Raw genomic sequence first — 16,838 nt, forward strand, 5'->3', positions numbered from 1 at the left:
GCCTATTTAGACACTTAGACACGTCTAAAATAGTGTCTAAACAAGCTAAAGCTATACAGTACAGGGCTTTTAAGTGTCATTTAGACGTTTAGACACTTTTCCTAGTAAAATAGGATTTAATTCAACTAGACGCTTTTTAATAAGGGCATCTATACGGATGTGATTCGTGTCCTCAAGTTGCTGTGCTGTCGCTTCCAATAGCTGCTTATTTTTGCTCATTGGTCTAGGACATGAGGTCTGCATGGTCGAATATTGAATTTTATCCGTACATTGGTCGATACACTTCTTCACTAACCAATTCAATAAACGCTGTGCATCACTTTCCTTTTTGCTCTCAATCTCTGCATAACGTAACCATTCACCTAATGAATGTCGGATAATGTCACACGCTCCCTGCATGGTCTGGGCAGATATTTCAGACTCACCTTGAAAGAATGCAAAGACAGTGGCTAAACGGCGCGCTAATTGACTTGCACGGCTCGCAAAGGGCTGTATGTGTTCATATTTACCGCCTTTGGCTTGTTCAATTTCACAATCATTATAGAAAGCAAGATTGATCTTACAGGCTTCATCACTCAAATGTATAACACGGCGTTGATCTACTTTCTGCCCATCCACTAATACCATAGGACAAGGATCTAATAGCATTCTACAGCGCTCCCAGTAGGCGATAAGCCTATAGTCTAGGTTTGCGTTCTTTTGCTCAAATTCAGCGCACTGTAGACGTGTACCTGCCAAATTTTCAGGAACAGTTAAAATAAAGCGTGGCAAGAATCCTTGCTCTCTCAATACATCATCTTTCAGAGCATCGGATAGCACCTCATGCTGCCCCTGTAAATTGAATGTGAGCCGAACGTCATAAGCCCGCCCACTGCCGTTAAGGTTCGATTTAGAACGTGTACGTTGAATAGAACCATCGTCAAAGAGCTTGGTATAGCTGCCTAGTGCTTGGGTTCGGGTGTCACCTTTCATGGTATGCCCACCAAAGAATTGTCCTGCTTCATCACTCGATATGGATGCATTTCTCAATGTGCCATCAATGAGTAAGCCTGCAATCGCTTCAAGTGTGCCATCACTAAACATAGTGCTAGGGTCAGTAGGCGGTAGATTCTCTGCAAGGAATGCTTCTCGATCTGCTTTGGGTAGCCCTGCCTGCTGGGCTTTCCACTGTTGCATAGCACCCTTATACTGTTCATAAGCTTCTCGCTCATGCTCCATAATGGCTTTATCTGCCAGTCCTTTACTGGTGCTTTTACGGCTGCCACTTTGTCCCTCTGTCAGTAGAAACAAGCTACATGGCTCACCCAGTGTATTGAATTGATGCGGTGCATTTACATGGGATTGGGCAATATGGGAAATTGCACCGATAACACATTGCGCTGTCATAGCAATTGGGGCTTGTACATATTCAGCAATTGCCTGCGCTGCATCTTGTAATAATGGTGGTAATGCCTGTATTGGGTAGAGGGTTGCTTTACTGGTGGTTGTGTTCTCCAATGGAATAATCTTCCCCCATTCAGCAACATTCGCCTTACTTATTTCCACCTGAATCATGTTATCCAATTCATCTTGTGGCATGGCAAGATTAGGTGGTTCAGGGATAAATGCCATTTTTACATCAAGGTCAGTGTAACGGCGTTGTATATCATCCTGTTGATGCAATGGAGCTATCACACATAAATCAGGATGTGCTTTCATCAATGCTTTGAGGGTATAGACATTAATCTTGCTGTCACTATACGGTGCATAAATTGGATACGCCGTTTTAAATGCAAGGTGAATATCATCCGTCACAAGCAATGGTAATTGTTCTAGCTTTGACCGATTGAAATACAAGCCCCCCTGCCCGAACACAATGTCTTTAAATCCATTCACTATAGGATTGGTAAACACTGCACCAATAGGGCATAAATTTTCGCTGTATAGATCGAATACTGCTAAACCATATAGGGCATTATCATCAGCTTCACCATGTTGGGTGGCATTATCAATCACTGAACGGCGTATTTCAGGTGGGCAACCACCCATCATATTAACCATTGCACCATGTAATAGATTGTTGTTAAATAATGGGGCTGTTTTATCTTCAAGTGCTTCAATTATTTGTTCACTTGCATCAATGCTCGTCCCCTCAGACGAGCATTTGTGTTTTTGGGATTCCTTAAACATATCAGGGGTTGTATCCCAAGAGGATTTTATATTCATAAGTCCCCCCACTCTTCCACGCACGTCTCAACAAAATTTTGAGCAACATGCATAAGTGCATCTATACAGACAGCGTTATATTCGCGATTCAAATCTAAAGTTATTAACTCCTCTAACATATAATGCATGCCGTTAAGAAGAGTTATAGCGGGTTGAAAATCTAATTCTAGTTCTTGTTGCTGAGCCTGTTCTAATAATTTTAAGGCATTAGATATGGGCAGCAAGCATACAGCCAACATAGCTTTAATCTTGTGATCTTCTACTCCACACACACCATAGCTAGTATTAATACGCAGCAAACATGCCGATACATGATTAAGATATGTCCCTGATTTACAGACAAGTTCAACTGTTGTTAAATTCTCCATGATTAAACCTCCTCACGTTGTGCCATAAGAACAGCTTGAGCAATATTAATCATGTTATTGGCATAGTTGGCTTGTACCAATAAATTCGTAATCGTTTCCAACTGTAAACGAGTCATATCCTGATCAGTATTTAAATTGATACCACCTAAAATCGCTTGGGCTTGGCAAATGAGTTTGCCTGAAATTTCCTTACAATCCTGTGGTGTTGCATCCTGCGGACGATCAAAAAATGATGCGGCACTATTACTACGGTGAGTTGTCACTGTTGCACGAACAAGACTTATTGAGTTAGGCATGAGCATGCTCTCCTATATGCTTAATGAGAGCTTTGCCATTCACGACCAAATGAGGGTGGCAAAGCTGTAAAGGGTTGGTCGACTGGTGACATAGGAAACCAGCACATCCGAAGATGTCCCTCTCCAGCTTCGCCATAACATGCGAATGCATAGAGATAGTACGCATAAAAAAAGCCCGAAGCGGACTATATGCGCCTATGTAATCTTGATAGCCGACCAAAGCTAATCCAACTGTTTTTTGTTGGACGACCGTAGCATACGATGGATTACTACATGACGCAACAAGCAAAAGTAATAGTATTCCAAGCAAAACCAAAGAGATTGTATTTTTTAAGGTGGGGGTCATGGTGACATCTCCAAACCCTTAGAAGCCATCCATGCGTCAATATCTTCGGACCGCCATGCAGTCACGCGCTCAGAAAGTTTAACTGGCTTTGGGAATGAACCATCACGGACTTTATCCCAGATCGTACATTCGCCCATTGGTAAAATACCCTGACGAGCTGGGCGACCTTTAATAGTTCTGGTCATACCATCTTTAGTGGTATAGGTACGTGGCTTACGCTCCGCTGTCGTAGCGAGGTCACGCATTCGATAAAATTTTGGTGATGTGTGGTGAACTACTTGATTTTGAATAGACATAAAACTATCTCGTTTGTTACCGTATTGTGGCGTTACGAATAGTTTTCATCTTTTGTTTACCTAAGTGGAGGTAAATAGTTTTATTTCTATTTCCCTTGATTTTTTCTTATGCTCATGAATGTATCTATTACTTGTTGTTTTAATTGACGAGCCTTTCGCTCCTCCTGTATTTTTGGTTCGATCATGTTATAAGGATATTCACTCTTTAGTTCATGTGTGATCACACCCAACATATTTTCTTGTTTTTTATACGCTAAATTCTTTAATTGGTTGATCTTTGCTAAACCATCTTTATCTTCCCCACCATCTTCATAAGTTAAGCCATCCATAAGTTCTTGCCTTAATGGTTCAATCGTTTTTCTTATTGTGTCCTCATCATACCTATTATTTAAACAAAGAATTTTCAGAAACTCCTTGTTTGTGATGTTTGCACCCCAGAAAAAACACCATAATTTTAAATCTATATAAGCCAAAAATTTATAATCAACCCATCTTAATAAATCATAATCATCTATAGTTCTAATACTTTTGAAACCCTGCTCTTCTCTTGCCTTTCTTAGAAAGTATTTGAATTGCTCTAAAATAATTTTATCAGGATAACTAATATTAACCACAAAAGGACATTCTGCTTTATGTGTTAACTCAGGTGATTTTATGGTTAAAAAATCATTCTCATTTAGTCTACGAGGTTCATCTCTAATGAATTTTGGCAAATTCTCAACTGGTACAATCATTTCATCAGGAAAATGATTCACAGCCAAACCATAGTCATCATTTATAATCGTATATCTACCTTGATCAAAGAAAATAAAAGTATCATCTTCAAATTTGACATATAAATCACTCTCCAATGGATTGTTAAGTAATTGATCAAATGCTAACTCAAACACTTTTTTATCTATAGTTTTCTCTTCTTTATAAAAAAATGGCTCTTTAATAGTATTTAACAGATTAATCCTCATTTTTATAGCGAACCACCAATCTATAGCAGTAAAATTAGCGACTTCATCATATTTATGAATTTCGAATGCTGGCGGTAAATTATCTTTCTGATTAATTCTTCTATCCATTTTTTGTAGCAGCCAAGCTTAACGTTTAACTAATTTTAAAATGCTTTCTCGTAGTTGTCAGTAGTATCTGATCTTTATCATTTATTATCTTATTTGTTGTATCACATCATTTGTTTAGCAGGACTAAATTTTTCGCTATTTGATCAAGATGGGAATACCATTACAACTTTAAGCAGTGTTAAGTTACTTTTCCAATAATTTAGACATCTAATTTTCTCACTCAGTATATTTCATTACTTTAGGCTTGAGTTTTATGATTGTTTACTTAAGATAGCTGAATGCAATTGGATACTTTGGACTTTATAAAAATGTCATCTTTTTTTGACCTAATAAACAAATATAGAAGAACAGCAAAAACGGAACGCGAAAAAGGCACTTATTTTGAGTTGCTTTGCATTAAATATTTTAAAAATGAACCATTCTATGCTGATTTATTTGCAGATGTTCAAACCTATACCGAATGGGCAAAAGCACAAGGTTTGTCGGGTAAAGATACGGGTATTGATCTTGTCGCTACAACTAAAGACGGCGAATTTTATGCTATTCAGTGCAAGCTATACGATGCAGATCGTAAAGTTACTAAAGCCGAAATTGATAGCTTCCTATCAGCAGCATCAAAGACCTACTTTAAACGCCGTATTATCGTCAGTACCACACATGGATGGTCAGATAATGCTCTCACAACACTTGAGAACCAAGACCCACCTGTTACCAAGATTGACCTTGATACTTTAGCGCAAAGCGCAATTGATTGGTCTTTATTTGCGGAAAAGAAAGAGGTTATTTTTAAGAAAAAGAAATATCTTCGTGACCATCAAAAAGCAGCACTTACTTCTACAAGAATCGGTCTTTATGATAGACAATTAGAGCGCGGCAAGCTCATTATGGCTTGTGGTACAGGCAAGACCTTTACGAGTCTGAAAATTGCTGAAGAATGTGCAGGCAAAGGAAAGCGCGTATTATTCCTTGTCCCAAGTTTGTCATTACTGTCACAGACATTAACGGAATGGACGCAAGAGTCGACCACACCTTTACATAGTTATGCTGTATGTTCTGATAACGAAATTGGTAAAAAGAAGAATTCTACAGCGATTGATGCAGTCACAACATTAGAGCATGAATTGCAATACCCTGCGACCACAGACGCAGCAAGATTAGCTGAGAACGTAGAAAAGCACCACGATAGTGAACACATGACTGTCGTATTCTCAACTTACCATTCGATTAATACAGTCTCTGATGCACAAAATGATTATCAAATGGCAGAGTTTGATTTGATCATTTGTGATGAAGCACATCGTACAACAGGTTCAACACATGATAGCGAAGATGATTCAAACTTCGTCAAGATTCATGATGCTGGCTTTATCTTGGGTAAAAAACGCCTGTATATGACGGCAACCCCGCGTATTTTCTCTGATGATGTGAAGAACAATGCGACCGACTATACTTTGTTTTCAATGGACAATGAAAAGTTATTTGGTGAGACGCTTTACACTATTAACTTTTCCGAAGCAGTAAAACGTGGTCTATTGGTCGATTACAAGGTCATTGTATTGACGGTTGACTCTGACACAATCATCGAAAAGATCGGGGCAACAATTACTGATAACAAGGATATTGTAGTCGATGATGCAGCTCGTATTGTTGGCTGTTGGAAAGCCTTATCAAAACAAGGTATTCATGCTGACGTTGAAGAAGATACCGCGCCTATGCAACGCGCTTTAGCATTCTGTCAGGTGATTGATCAATCCGAAAAAGCTAGAAAACACCAAGTCAGTTCAACGCGCATAGCTAATATTTTTCAAACTGTTGTTGAAGCCTATCAAAATGCCGAGATCAAAGAAGGTAATGAAATATCACACCGCCTGATTTGTGAAGCAGATCATGTTGATGGTGGAATGGGGGCGGATAAGAAAGAGCAAAAGCTCAATTGGTTAAAGGCAATACCTAAACAGCAACAAGATGAAGATGGTACAGAACGCCCGATTTGTCGTGTCCTGAGTAATGTACGCTGTTTATCGGAAGGTGTTGACGTGCCTGCACTCGATGCAGTGCTGTTCCTGACACCTCGCAATTCTCAAGTCGATGTTGTCCAGTCCGTTGGCCGTGTAATGCGTCTTGCAGAAGGCAAAAAGCGCGGTTATGTCATTTTGCCTGTCGTGATTCCGCCTAACGTAGACGCGAACAAAGCTCTTGATGACAACATGACCTATAAAGTGGTTTGGCAAGTGCTAAATGCACTACGTTCTCACGATGACCGTTTTGATGCCATGATCAATAAAATGGATTTGACAGGTATTGATCGCTCGAAGATGGAAGTGATTGCCATCACAGACAAAGTAGCGGCTAAAGCTAAAAAGAAAGGTGCTGGTAAAGGTGGTTCAACGATTGGCACCCCAACTAAAAAGAAAAAGGATGAAGTCGAAGATACTCAACACTCCTTTAGCTTTGAATCAGGTGAGATTGAACGCGCCATCGTTGCTAAAGTGGTTCAGAAAGTGGGTAATCGTCATCACTGGGAAGATTGGGCGAATGATATTGCCCAGATTGCACAAACGCATATCAAGCTGATTACGGACATTCTAGAGCGTCCTGAATGCAACAAAGAACGTGCCGTATTTGAAGAGTTTGCTTTTGAAATCCGTGATGATTTAAATAATGCGGTATCGGATGCTGAAATCATTGAAATGTTGGCGCAGCACCTTATTACTAAGCCTGTCTTTGATGCTTTGTTTGATGAGTATAGTTTTGCCGCCAACAACCCAATGGCAAAAGCCATGCAAAAGGTTCTGGATGTTTTAGATCAGCACCAACTCGACAGTGAAACAGAAGCATTACAACGATTCTATGACAGTGTGAAGCTACGCGCATCAGGTATTGATAGTGCTGAAGGTAAACAGAAGATCATTGTTGAGTTATATGACAAGTTTTTCCGTAATGCCTTCCCTCGTATGACAGAGCGTCTAGGCATCGTCTACACGCCTGTTGAAGTGGTGGACTTCATCATTCACAGTGTCAATGATGTGCTTCAACAAGAGTTCGGCAAGAGCTTTGCGGATGAGGGTGTTCACGTTCTTGACCCATTTACGGGAACAGGGACATTCATTTCTCGTTTACTTCAAAGCGGTTTAATTCCACCGAAGAAGTTGACCTATAAATACAAGAATGAAATCCATGCTAATGAGCTTGTATTGCTAGCCTACTACATTGCAGCAATCAATATTGAAGCTGTATACCACAGCGAAATTATTGACGAGTACACACCATTTGAAGGTATTTGTTTAACCGATACTTTCCAAATGTATGAAAAAGAAGATTTGGTTGATCAAGTGCTTGTAGATAACAGTGCACGCCGTAAACGTCAGAAGTCTTTGGATATTCAGGTGATTATTGGAAATCCACCGTATTCGGCTGGTCAAGATTCTGCAAATGATAATAACGCCAATATAAAATACCCTGCTTTAGATGAAAAAATTCGCCAAACTTATGCAGAGCGTTCAGTCGCAACAAATAAAAATGCGCTTTATGATTCATATATTCGGGCAATTAGATGGGCAAGTGATCGTATAAAAACCCAAGGAATTATAGGTTTTGTCACAAATGCTGGTTGGATTGATGCCAATACAGCAGATGGTTTGCGTAAGTGCTTAGTTGAAGAGTTTAGTAGTCTTTACATCTTCCACTTACGTGGAAATCAACGAACATCAGGAGAAAAGTCACGTCAGGAAGGCGGAAAAATCTTCGGTAGTGGAAGTCGTGCGCCAATTGCAATTTCAATTCTAGTGAAAAATCCAAACTCTCAGAAACAGGGTGAGATTTATTTTCATGATATTGGTGATTATCTAAGTCGTGAGGAAAAACTCAATAAAATTTCTGAATTTCAGAGTATGAACAATATTACGAAAGCAAATGCTTGGTCGAAGATTACGCCTGATGAACATGGTGATTGGTTAAATCAGCGTGATAATAGTTTCAGCGCATTTATAAATTTAGGTGATAAGAAAGACAAAAATGACACTAGCTTGTTCTTAAATTACTCTCGGGGTGCTGAAAGTGGGCGTGATGCTTGGAGTTATAATAGTAGCCCTAAAAAACTTGCATATAATATTAAAAAGATGATCGATTTTTACCAAGAGCAGTTAAGTAATTTTGCGGATACATCCTTATCAATAGATAAATTCATCAATACGGACAACACGAAGATTAGTTGGACTTCAAGCTTAAAAAAACACCTAGAGAATGGTGTACATATAACGTTTTCACCCATTGAAGTGAGAGAAGCTTTATATCGTCCATTTACCAAGCAAAAATTATATTTTTCGAATAATTTGATACACCGTGTAGGGCAAATCCCTAAAATTTTCCCCAATGATAGTAGTGGTGCGAACAAGGTTATTTCTGTAACTGGTAGAGGCGCGACAAAAGAATTTTCAGCATTAATAACAGATCAAACACCAGACCTTGAAATGATTTCAAAAGGACAATGTTTTCCACTATCTATTTATGAAGAACTAGACAGCTCTAGTGATTATTTGTTGAGCAACGCAACGCAACGCAACGCAACGCAACGCAACGCAACGCAACGCAACGCAACGCAACGCAACGCAACGCAACGCAACGCAACGCAACGCAACATTATACAACAGAAACTCAATCAAATCAAAATCTTGTTATCTGTATATCCACAATGGCAAACAGAGAATTCTCAGTCCTTATATCCGACAGCATTCCAGATGTACAGTTACAAGCCAACGGTCAATGCTTCCCGCTTTATCTGTACGAAACGAACGAGGGGGGCAACCAATGAATCTAGCAATTTGCTTATCAATTACAGGAAACAAAAGCTTTTCTGCCCTAATTACAGATCAGATTCCAGACTTACACCTGATTGGCGATGCACAGTGTTTTCCTCTCTATCTTTACGAAACAGAGGAGAACAACTAATGCAAAATCAAAACTATCAAGATGATTTATTCAATACATCATCAGAACAAAATTCACAAAGTGAACAGCCAAAGTTGGTACGTAAAGATGGTATCAGCGATGCAGGTTTGGCTCATTTTCAAAAAGCCTATCCTAACGAGCAGATCAGCAAAGAAGATATTTTCTACTATGTCTATGGTTTACTGCACAGCGAAGACTACCGTAAACGCTATGCTGACAACCTAACTAAAGAATTGCCACGTATTCCATGCGTGAAGAAATCCACAGACTTTTGGGCATTTAGCCAAGCAGGACGTGACCTCGCCCACTGGCATCTCAACTACGAAAGAGTTGAACCTTACAAGGCAACATTGGACACGGGTAGTAAGGCGTACAGCCAATTGACCGCAGAAGATTTCTATGTCGAAAAAATGAAGTTTGCCAAGAAAGGCGAAAAAGGAACTGTCATATACAATAAACGTATTACAATCAGAGATATTCCCTTAGAGGCTTATGATTACGTAGTAAATGGTAAGCCTGCCCTAGAGTGGGTTATGGAGCGTCAAGGCGTTTCTACGCACAAAGACAGCGGTATTGTGAACGATGCTAATGATTGGGCAATTGAAACCATGAATAATCCAGCATATCCGTTAGAGTTGTTCTTGCGTGTGATTGCGGTCAGTCTTGAAACAATGAAGATTGTTAAGTCGTTGCCTAAATTGGATATTTGACTTTCACAGTTTAATTAACACCATTTTGCTTATGTCGATTTTTATTGGTTTTATCGACATAACATCATATATATGTTTATGCCATCGACATGACTTTACCATCATGTCGATTTTTTATCATTTTATCGACATGACACTATAAATACGTTTATGCTATCGACATGACATCAAACTCATGTCGATTTTACATCACATTATCGACATAACAATAAATAGGGAAAGATCAAACCATGACCCACTGGAAAGCAACTGAACCCTATAACGCTTTACCACCCTTACCACCTACACAAGACGTAGAAACCAAACAGGTTTTAAAATTATGTATTGAGGCACGAGCAGCTTTGGCTGAACTCAAGCAAGCGGGCGAACTTATCCCAAATCAAACCATCTTGATTAATATCATTCCCCTACTCGAAGCAAAAGACAGTTCGGAAATTGAAAATATTGTCACGACCACAGATAAGCTCTTTCAACATGCGCAGGGCAATGAAGATCATGCCGACCACGCCACCAAAGAAGCATTAAGATACCGTACAGCGCTCTATAGAGGTGTGCAATCTATTCAGGAACGCCCTTTAAATACGCGTACAGCAATTGAGATATGCCAAACTATCAAAGGTGTTGAGCTTGATATACGCGCAACTACTGGTACGGCATTGAAAAATAGCTATACCAATGAGGTGATCTATACCCCACCCGTTGGACAAGATGCTATCCGCAATTTACTCTCCAATTTAGACCATTTCCTACATTACAATGAAGATATAGACCCATTGATTAAAATGGCAATTGCACACTACCAGTTTGAAGCAATCCACCCTTTTATTGATGGTAATGGACGTACTGGGCGGATTTTGAATATTCTATATTTGATGGATAGTCAATTACTTACTTTACCGATTCTATATCTCAGTCGTTTTATTATTCAGAACAAAGCCAAATATTACGAATTGCTATTGAGTGTAACAACTCAAGAAAATTGGCAAGAATGGATTTTGTTCATGCTACAAGCAGTCAAGAACACTTGTGAATGGACGATCACCAAGATCAATAGCATTAGACGTTTACACGAACATACGATCGAATATATCAAAACTAATGCCGATAAAGTCTATTCGCGCGAACTGGTAGATGTCATCTTTGAACAGCCTTATAGCAGGATATCCAACCTTGTAGATAAAGGAATAGTAAAACGGCAGGCTGCATCAACCTATCTTAAAAAATTAGTTGAGATTGGTGTATTAGAAGAATTAAACATCGGGAAAGAAAAACTCTTTTTACATCCAAAGTTATTACAACTATTAACCAGTGATGACAATTCGTTTTCTGCCTATCCTTAGTCAATTTACGCGTATCGCAAATTCAGGAGTAAAAGTTGCAATACGTGCAACTTACAATTAACTTTTTCCACTTGACGGTATAAATGACGGTATATTTAAAATATATAAAAATTATTATTTTTAAATACAAATACTTAAAAAACAAATTTAACGGACTCTCTCACCGCCAAGTTTATTTTCTATGATATCTCATAGAGTTCTAAAAGCTTAAATCTAAAGGGTTTAAGCTTTTTTTATTGCCTTATGTTTTCCAATTAACTCTATTGAATCCTGATATAGTTGGGGGTATAAATGGGGGTATAAGAAATCTCCCCTATTTTTATACCCCCAATTTTCTACGGAAACTACTGCAATGCTTACAGATGCTCAGGTCAGAAAGATCAAACCATTAGATAAGAAAACCAAATATTCTGATGAAAAAGGCATGTATCTAGAAGTCACGCCATCAGGTGGTATGCACTGGCGTATGAAATTTCGCTTCAATGGCAAAGAAAATATTTTTAGCATTGGTTCATATCCTGACACCACACTTGCCCAAGCAAGAAGGATTCGTGATGAGGCACGCTTAAACTTAAAAGATGGAATTAATCCAAACGAGGCGAAGAAACAAAAAAAATTGCAGGTCGATGAAAGCACACTTTTCAGAGCGCTTGCAATGGAATGGATGGGAGACCGTAAAGCAGTCATTAAAGAAACGACTTATTTACGTGATTTGTCGGTATTTGAAAAAGATCTATTCCCTGCTCTAGGTGATATGCCTATTGATCAGATTAAGGGTAAAGATGTACTTGCCTGTGCAAAAAAAATTGAGGAGCGTGGTGCATTAGAAATGGCAAAACGCTCAATTCCTCTGGCAGGACGTATTTTCCGATTTGCGATTCGTAAAGGCATTATTGAGAACGATCCTACCCCACATTTAGGCGAGGCTCTCAAGCCTCGTAAAGTAAAAAATATGGCTCGTCTGGATATTTCGGAATTCCCTGCCTTTCTTGAACGTATGGATCGTTATCATGGCAATCTTATCATTAGATCAGCCCTACAGTTGATGACGCTTACTTTTGTCAGAACAGCAGAGCTTAGAATGATGGAGTGGAATGAGATTGATTATGAGCATCGTTTATGGCGTATTCCAGCACATAAAATGAAAATGGCTATGCCACATATTGTGCCTCTCTCCAAACAGGCTTTAGATATACTGGAAAAGATTCAACCAATTACAGGCATAAAACAGTACGTTTTCTATAATTACAGCACAGCTAAGCCAATCAGTAGCAATGCTCTTTTATGTGCAATTCGCACCATGGGATATAACGGTAAAATGACAGGACATGGCTTCCGTGGACTTGCATCTACAACCTTACATGAACAAGGCTATATGCATGACGCGATTGAAATTCAGTTAGCTCATAGGGTTGGTAATGCCGTATCACAGGCTTACAATCATGCTCAACATCTTGAGTATCGGGTTAAGATGATGCAGGAATGGTCTGATTTTATTGATGGGTTAAGGGGTAAAGTCTCTCAGCTATCCGACAACATTATATAATATTGATAAAAGAATAAAATTAATGGTATATTTTTTATTCTACAATTTCCATGGAAAAAAGATGCTTCCATCTCATGAGATTCACTTTCTAGAAAAAATCTTTCTTTGTTTAAATATTCCCTTCTTTGAAGAGAAAATATTAAATAGCAGCTTAGTCGTAAGTATCAATAATGCTTGTAATGGCGAACCATCAAGCGTCATTATTGAATTAAGCGGTACTCCTCCACTTTTTACTTTATTTATGGATCTATGCTATTCTAAACCTACTCTTTTAGTGAATAGTAAAATAATTACTCATAATCGTTACGCAAGATACAATGATGTCATAAATATTATTAAACACTTCTTAAAAGAATATTATTTAATACGTTCAAAACATCCCACATAAAGATATAAAAATTATTTTTGTTCAAATTTAACAGGTAGTTTTTTCGCCAAGCTTAATATAGAAGCAACCCACCTACCTACACTCAACAAAACTACTACCGCTAGGATAATATTCAATCCTTTAAAAAATACAAAAAAATCAAACCATTTCTTTGAAATATAAAAAGGCACCACATCAAAGTACTTAAAGATCCACAAAAATATATCATTAAATAAAAAAATAAAAACACTAACTACATAGTAAATAAAAATACTAATAAATAAAATTTCTAAGGTTTTCTTTTTAAATCTTGTGTGAAGTTCAATGTTTTCATCATCTATTTTTTTAATATTAACAAAAGCCCAACTATTTATAAAATCATGCATCACATTAAAAATATTGTTACATTTATTTTTGATGCAAAAATCAAGAAAGAGTCCACCTACATCATCCCTACAAGTAACTTCTCTGGCAGCAATATCCCTTATCACAAATTCAATATTAAGTTTTTGATAGTAATCATTAATGTAGCTTTGCAAGGCCTCACGTTGGGCTTTAAAAAATTTTCGCTTATGTGCCATTCGATAAGTTTTGTCAAAAAACCATAATAAAACGGGAAAGAACGTAACTATATATTTTAAAATAATTTCCAAAAGTACATTTCTCCAATAATTCACTCATAGTTATTATAAAACTTAAACAAACCAATCATTAAAACAAATGACATTATTAGAAAAGAGAAATAACTATTTTCAAATGAATAATAAAAAAACAAAATAAAAATCAAACCAAAAGCAATTGCAACAGCACAATCTATCCATAGAAGCATTTTCTTTTGATGTTCATATCTGTTGTTAATTTGTTCGAATGAGCCTTTAAATTTATCAGCTATAGCTTTATGCTTAGCTTCTAATAATTTTTTGTGACTATCAATCTCATCTTTTAGTGCAGCAAGAGTATTGTGTTGATTTCTAATAAGAATAGTTAATGTAAAAGCATAAAATAAAATCCCTGCGAATATTATAAAATTCTTTGCATCAACAGAAAAAATTAAAACACTACTATTTTGATTACTTTTAATTAAATTTAAATTTGCTCCTGCTAATATAACAGATACAGGCACACCTATTAATTGAGACTGGATATCTGAAAAAACTTTATTCAAACGTATAGTAAAGTCAACCTTATCCTTTTCAACCTCTTTTTTTACTGTTTCATAAGAAAAGTTAGACATATATAAGTCTAATTCATCATTAATATAATCACATATTTTATCAAATTGATTAATAACATCAGATAACTTTATTTCACTCGTTCCACCAAAGTATCCAACCAATGCTTTTTTAAAAATATGTTTTTTCTCTTTAGGATTAAGCACATCATCGCTAAATTTAGAAATTATATCATCTAGATTTCGAAGTTCAACCAAATCACTGGCTTCATATTCATCAGTAATTATTAACTTCTTTTTATCTAAAAAAACCAAACTATAGGCAATGGGATTTTCATTAATATGATCAGCATTAGATTTTAAAAAATTATATAAATTAATTATTTTTATATATTTACCAACTTTACCTGATGGTTCTTCATCCATTAAATATATTTGTTTAATATCTCTAATATAAAAATTAGAAAATGGGATAATACGACGATCACTTGAGTTTAATAATAGCTTGTCAAAATTAGAGTAGGTTCCTGAAGGATGGTCAAATTGAATCTTTAACGTTGTAGAATTAAAACTCCAGTCTAATTCATAATCATCTTTATATTTATTATATATTTCATTAATTTTATCAAAGTCACTTTTATTTTTGGCGCACCCCTCTACCCCTCCAACTGAATCCTTTGTCAGAGGGTCTAATAAATCGTAAACGTTTATCATTTCTTTTAGAAATGATTTATCAATTTGGTCAGTCATAGCATAAATTTACTAACTAGCATTGGCCTTTTTAATTTTTTGATCTAACTCATCAGGGATGTACCGCAAAGTAATTTCCCTATTTTGAGAGTTGTAAAACACACTTTTACCTAATTCTTCCACAGGGAAGTTGATCGATGTTCTTCCTATTTTACCAGAGACTCTATCCAATTCCCTTACTTTTCTAGCATTAGGCTTAAAGGTTTCATCAATTTTATAACCACCATCTTTAATGAATTTTAATAATTCATTCTCTTCTGTTTCTTCGCTAGTTGGTGACAATAATGCTGTAACCGCTTTCAAACTGACTGGCTGCTTTTCTTCCAATTTATTAGCCAAATAACCATGTAACTCAGCTGTTTTAGCTAGTTGAATAGCTGGTTCCATATTCTTATGAACCATAAAATCATTTACAGCTTGAATCAAATTTACTGTATTAGCTGTCGATTCAGCAAAATTCTTACAACCTAATGCATTACGAAAATAGCGAGTAATATCTTGCTCCTCACCTCTTCTTTTTACAAAAGAAAGACACCGTTCAGGTAAACCTTCTTCATCTAAATTTTCTGGTTGGTTTCTTGTAAGCCAAGTTGTTATATTTAATCTTACAGCTTCATGAAAATGCTTCATAGTAAAAGATTGAGTTTCATAAAAACTCATATCGTTCTCATCAATACCGTAAGTCGTCTCTAGCTTAAGCATAACTATCAATAAAAAATTATTATTATCTTTCAGATAGTTAATAAAAAGAACATAGCCACCTGTCGCTTTATAACTATCAATTATCTTACTTTTAATTTCATCAACTGCACTTTTAGTAAAGTTGAGAAAATCTAAACGTTCTGTTTCATTTATCGGGGATTGCCAGTTAATTAACTTTTGATGAAAAATATTTTTATCAGGATCTTCAATAGCTCCCCAAGTATTAACCTCAGTTGCATAAGTCATTAATAACTCTTCTGTGAAAGCTATTAGAATAGAGTCATCATTATGAAAACATTGAGGTTTATATTTTATCTCTGCAACAGAAGTATTGGTAGCTTTTTTAATACCATGAGTTATAGCATATTGGATCTGAAATGACATAATACTCTCTTAACCCCTAAAAAATATGATTATTTTAAATAAATTACTACAATAACCCGAATCGTGGATAAAAAATTGACTTGAAAAATAAAAGAACTAGAGCCATCAGTTGAGTTACCAAACCTAAAGCTCTAGTCCTAATGTTCAATAGTACCGAATTATTCTGTGTAATCGATGATTTCTTTCTTAAATTTGAATCAACTTATTGGAAGTTTCTCAAACAAATCCGCTACTCTTTAAGAATCAGAACTGCACAGCTGACCATCTCGGAAATTAGCTTTATCGCCATTTGGTATAAGTGTTCTCACTTCAGTAATTTCAAAGCCTTTTTCACATGGTT

At 36.7% G+C, this 16,838-nt stretch carries 13 protein-coding genes and 1 pseudogene; 5 read left to right on the top strand and 9 right to left on the bottom strand.

Annotation, left to right across the window (positions count from 1 at the left end; translation table 11 throughout):
- Positions 1-69 precede the first annotated feature (69 nt).
- The 6 genes from C502_RS0111055 to C502_RS0111080 form a co-directional block, all read right to left on the bottom strand.
- On the bottom strand, positions 70-2,205 hold the full coding sequence (locus tag C502_RS0111055; protein WP_018678882.1) for a DUF3987 domain-containing protein: 2,136 nt from the start codon (positions 2,203-2,205) through the stop codon (positions 70-72).
- Positions 2,202-2,573: a hypothetical protein gene (locus C502_RS0111060; protein WP_018678883.1), complete on the bottom strand. Its 372-nt coding sequence runs from the start codon at positions 2,571-2,573 to the stop codon at positions 2,202-2,204. Before C502_RS0111060 ends, C502_RS0111055 begins: the two co-directional genes overlap by 4 nt.
- A gap of 2 nt (positions 2,574-2,575) precedes the next feature.
- Entirely contained in the window at positions 2,576-2,869 is a 294-nt protein-coding gene (locus tag C502_RS0111065; protein ID WP_018678884.1) for a hypothetical protein, read from the bottom strand.
- Entirely contained in the window at positions 2,862-3,215 is a 354-nt protein-coding gene (locus tag C502_RS19520) for a hypothetical protein (RefSeq protein WP_018678885.1), read from the bottom strand. Before C502_RS19520 ends, C502_RS0111065 begins: the two co-directional genes overlap by 8 nt.
- Positions 3,212-3,511: a helix-turn-helix transcriptional regulator gene (locus tag C502_RS0111075; RefSeq protein ID WP_018678886.1), complete on the bottom strand. Its 300-nt coding sequence runs from the start codon at positions 3,509-3,511 to the stop codon at positions 3,212-3,214. Before C502_RS0111075 ends, C502_RS19520 begins: the two co-directional genes overlap by 4 nt.
- 86 nt (positions 3,512-3,597) lie before the next feature.
- Positions 3,598-4,581, bottom strand: coding sequence for a DUF6387 family protein (locus C502_RS0111080; RefSeq protein ID WP_018678887.1), 984 nt, complete (start codon positions 4,579-4,581; stop codon positions 3,598-3,600).
- A gap of 308 nt (positions 4,582-4,889) precedes the next feature.
- Between C502_RS0111080 and C502_RS0111085 the strand changes: the two genes are divergently transcribed.
- The 4 genes from C502_RS0111085 to C502_RS0111100 all read left to right on the top strand — a co-directional run bounded on the left by C502_RS0111085 (position 4,890) and on the right by C502_RS0111100 (position 13,512).
- A complete protein-coding gene (locus C502_RS0111085; RefSeq protein WP_154650417.1) occupies positions 4,890-10,238 on the top strand; it encodes a DEAD/DEAH box helicase in 5,349 nt (1,782 codons plus the stop codon).
- Between the two features lie 230 nt (positions 10,239-10,468).
- Positions 10,469-11,578, top strand: a complete 1,110-nt coding sequence (gene fic, locus C502_RS0111090; protein ID WP_018678889.1) for a protein adenylyltransferase Fic — start codon at positions 10,469-10,471, stop codon at positions 11,576-11,578.
- Positions 11,579-11,930: 352 nt separating this feature from the next.
- The gene (locus tag C502_RS0111095; protein ID WP_018678890.1) at positions 11,931-13,124 is read left to right on the top strand and encodes a tyrosine-type recombinase/integrase; all 1,194 of its coding nucleotides are present in this window, start codon (positions 11,931-11,933) and stop codon (positions 13,122-13,124) included.
- 61 nt (positions 13,125-13,185) lie between these two features.
- Entirely contained in the window at positions 13,186-13,512 is a 327-nt protein-coding gene (locus tag C502_RS0111100) for a hypothetical protein (RefSeq protein ID WP_018678891.1), read from the top strand.
- A gap of 11 nt (positions 13,513-13,523) precedes the next feature.
- On the opposite strand, the gene C502_RS0111105 is transcribed toward C502_RS0111100, so the two are convergent.
- From C502_RS0111105 to C502_RS0111115, 3 genes are read right to left on the bottom strand one after another with little or no spacing between them, the layout of a single operon-like run.
- Positions 13,524-14,144, bottom strand: coding sequence for a hypothetical protein (locus tag C502_RS0111105; protein WP_023274830.1), 621 nt, complete (start codon positions 14,142-14,144; stop codon positions 13,524-13,526).
- A gap of 20 nt (positions 14,145-14,164) precedes the next feature.
- On the bottom strand, positions 14,165-15,412 hold the full coding sequence (locus C502_RS0111110) for a hypothetical protein (RefSeq protein ID WP_018678893.1): 1,248 nt from the start codon (positions 15,410-15,412) through the stop codon (positions 14,165-14,167).
- Positions 15,413-15,424: 12 nt separating this feature from the next.
- Positions 15,425-16,498, bottom strand: coding sequence for a nucleoid-associated protein (locus tag C502_RS0111115; protein WP_018678894.1), 1,074 nt, complete (start codon positions 16,496-16,498; stop codon positions 15,425-15,427).
- Between the two features lie 140 nt (positions 16,499-16,638).
- On the opposite strand from C502_RS0111115, the pseudogene C502_RS18885 reads away from it, so the two are divergent.
- Positions 16,639-16,838: pseudogene (locus C502_RS18885) on the top strand (IS982 family transposase); the annotation flags it as partial.

This window comes from Acinetobacter tjernbergiae DSM 14971 = CIP 107465 (genome assembly GCF_000374425.1).
Lineage (GTDB): Bacteria > Pseudomonadota > Gammaproteobacteria > Pseudomonadales > Moraxellaceae > Acinetobacter > Acinetobacter tjernbergiae.